Here is a 2,596-nt window from a genome sequence, read left to right on the forward strand (position 1 = left end):
AGAAAGAAACTCCGCACCGAAACTACCATCCACCACTCCGACCCGCCCAACATCAAAATCCTCGCCGTTTCTTAACTACGCGGCATTGCCCCACAGGGATCATCGGTCTCACCCGTCCTGGCAAACCTGTTCATGCACTACGCGTTTGATACATGGCTGACCCGGGAGTTCCCCTCGGTCTCCTTCGAACGCTACGCGGACGACGCGGTGATCCACTGCGTCACCGAGGGTCAGGCCAGGCGCGTCCTGGCGGCCCTGCACGAGCGGATGGCCCAGGTCGGACTGGAGCTGCACGCGGACAAGACGAAGGTGGTGTACTGCAAGGACAGCAACCGGCACGAAGACTTCGCGCAGGTGGCGTTCACGTTCTTGGGGTTCACCTTCTGCCCGCGTAAGGCGCGCCGGAGGGACGGGGTGCAGTTCACTGGGTTCCAGCCGGCGGTCAGCAAGGAGGCCCTGAAGAAGATGAGCGCGACGGTGAGGTCCTGGCGGCTGCACCTGCGCGTCTCCGGCTCGGAAGCGGACCTCGCACGGTGGATCAACCCGATCGTGCGGGGATGGATGGCCTATTACGGGTCCTTCTACCGCCAAGGGCTGGCGCCCCTGCTCCACCGCATCAACACCTACCTGCTGCGGTGGATCATGAACAAGTACAAGAGACTGCGGAGCTGGAAGAAAGCCGTCCGCGCGATGCGCGACGCGATCGCTCGGCAGCCTCGGTACTTCGCGCACTGGACCTGGGCGAAACCGGCTGCTATCTGACGAGAGCGACAAGAGCCGTATGACGGGAGACTGTCACGTACGGATCTGTGGGAGCCCGAGGGTGCGATCCCCTCGGGCTACCCGACTGTCAGCTTGATACCCAGCGGTTCGGTCAAGCTTGACTGCCCGTCAGATAATCAAGAAGAGATATCCCGTCTCAATGCCGCCTACGACCTCTCGATTCAGCGCTTCAGTCGTGGATTCGAAGGGTTTCGGGCGGGATTTTTCTTCTTGATCATCTGACGTTCTGTCAAAGTGGCAGTGCCCTCCGGTCACTGCTTCCTAACCGAGCGTCTGCCCTGTCCCGTCTGGTGCAATTCCAGTGCCAAACCCGGAGCTTGAGACTTCCTGTGCTCGGCGGCGTGTTGCCTCGGCCTGTGCTTGGCGAGGGAATGCTGCCAGTGAGTGCTGCAGGCGCAAGAGGGCGTGGCAGGCGTGTGCGGAGTGCAAGCGGGGGTAATGGTCGAGGAAGACGCTCCAGTGGGTACAGGCTTCTTCCAGGTCGCCGGTGGCGAGCAGTGATTCGGCCAGTTCTGCGTGCGTCAGGGCGTATGCCTTGTGCTGGTGAGCGGGCGGGTGGCGCACTGCGTCGCGGAAGGCGGCTTGCGCCGGGCGCAGGTCGTTGAGCGCGCGTAGCGTCTTGCCGCGCTGGTAGTCCAGGCTGGCGCGGGGGTAGCTGGTGAAGGGGCCTTGGGTGTCCGATGTTTTGTCGTGGGCGCGTTCGGCGTCGGCAAGGTCGGTGAGGGCGGGCCCGCGGTGGTGCAGCGCGGCGTGAGTGAGCGCGTGTTGGGCCAGCAGGAAGGAGCGGACTGCAGGAGAGGCGTCGGGACCTGAGCTGTGCCTGGCGCTGTGTGCAAGGCCGGTTGCGTAGCCGCGGTGGCCCATGCGCAGCGCCTGGACGCTCATGGCGCGGAGGGTGATGGCGTATGCAGTGCGATCGTCGGCTTCGCGGGCGATGCTGAGCGCGGTTTCGTAGTAGCGCTGAGCGAGACCGTTGAGACCAGCCTCCTCGGACATGCGGGCCAGCAGGTGTGTGAGCTGCGCGCGGCAAGTGAGCATGGCCTTGTGTAGCGCTTGAGGAGCGGGTGCGGCCAGTAAGGGGACTGCGTCGTCGGCCAGGTAGGCAGCGAGTGCTCCTCGCCCTACGCTGCCGCGTGCGGCAAGGAGCGCTCCGAACTCCCGTATGAGACCTTGTTGTTCGGCCAAATCCAGGGGTGTGGGGCGGGGCCGATCGAGCGCGACGCCGGCACCTGTCGGGTGAGGAGGCACCCGTTTCGGCAGGGAGATGGCAATGGCCGAGTAGACGGTGCGTGAGAGAAGCTCACGACGGTTGAGCGGCACGTCGTTGTGACGCATGGTGACCGAGCGGGCCTGTGCATCGGCCTGTGCACTCCGGCCTGCCTCGGCAAGCAGTGCGCGCAAGCGGTCGTTGGGCTCGTATCGTGCCATGCGGCACCTCCTGTCCGATGACATAGCCGGGCTCCCAGGCACACCCCTGCCCCCGTGGGGGAGCCCGTGTCCACTCTTGCTGAAGTCTCCAGCGGCAGAAGGCGCTCGTATGGCTGCAGATGCGCCGTCGGGCGCACGGCGCCTGCGTACCATGGGCAGTTCCATCGCAGACGCCAAGCGCCGGATTGCCCTGGCGCCCCACAAAGCACCCTTGGACCTCTTCGGCGTACCCACCGACCTGCGACTTTACTGAGAAGTTCGACTATGCGTCAGCCCTGGATCGCGGGGTGTGGGGGCGGGCTGTGCTGGTTGTGGTGTGGGCCAGGGGGCGTGGTGGGTGAGGCGGATGTGGCCGTCGGGGGTGTGGTGAAGTTCCAGTGGGTGG

The 2,596-nt window shown here is 65.0% G+C and carries 2 protein-coding genes; one reads left to right on the plus strand and one right to left on the minus strand.

Going from position 1 to position 2,596, the window contains the following annotated elements; genetic code table 11:
- The first annotated feature begins 84 nt into the window (after window positions 1-84).
- Window positions 85-762 (plus strand): reverse transcriptase domain-containing protein, encoded by a 678-nt coding sequence (locus tag ACZ7NC_RS45130; RefSeq protein ID WP_471498153.1) that lies wholly within the window; start codon window positions 85-87, stop codon window positions 760-762.
- A gap of 282 nt (window positions 763-1,044) precedes the next feature.
- Here ACZ7NC_RS45130 and ACZ7NC_RS45135 read toward each other — a convergent pair whose 3' ends face one another.
- Window positions 1,045-2,211: a hypothetical protein gene (locus ACZ7NC_RS45135; protein WP_471498149.1), complete on the minus strand. Its 1,167-nt coding sequence runs from the start codon at window positions 2,209-2,211 to the stop codon at window positions 1,045-1,047.
- Between the last annotated feature and the right edge of the window lie 385 nt (window positions 2,212-2,596).

Source organism: Streptomyces sp. NPDC111802 (assembly GCF_055634335.1).

Excerpts from the sequence above, each read along its gene's own strand:
- ACZ7NC_RS45135 (WP_471498149.1), bottom strand. The coding sequence starts at position 2,211 with ATGGCACGATACGAGCCCAACGACCGCTTGCGCGCACTGCTTGCCGAG.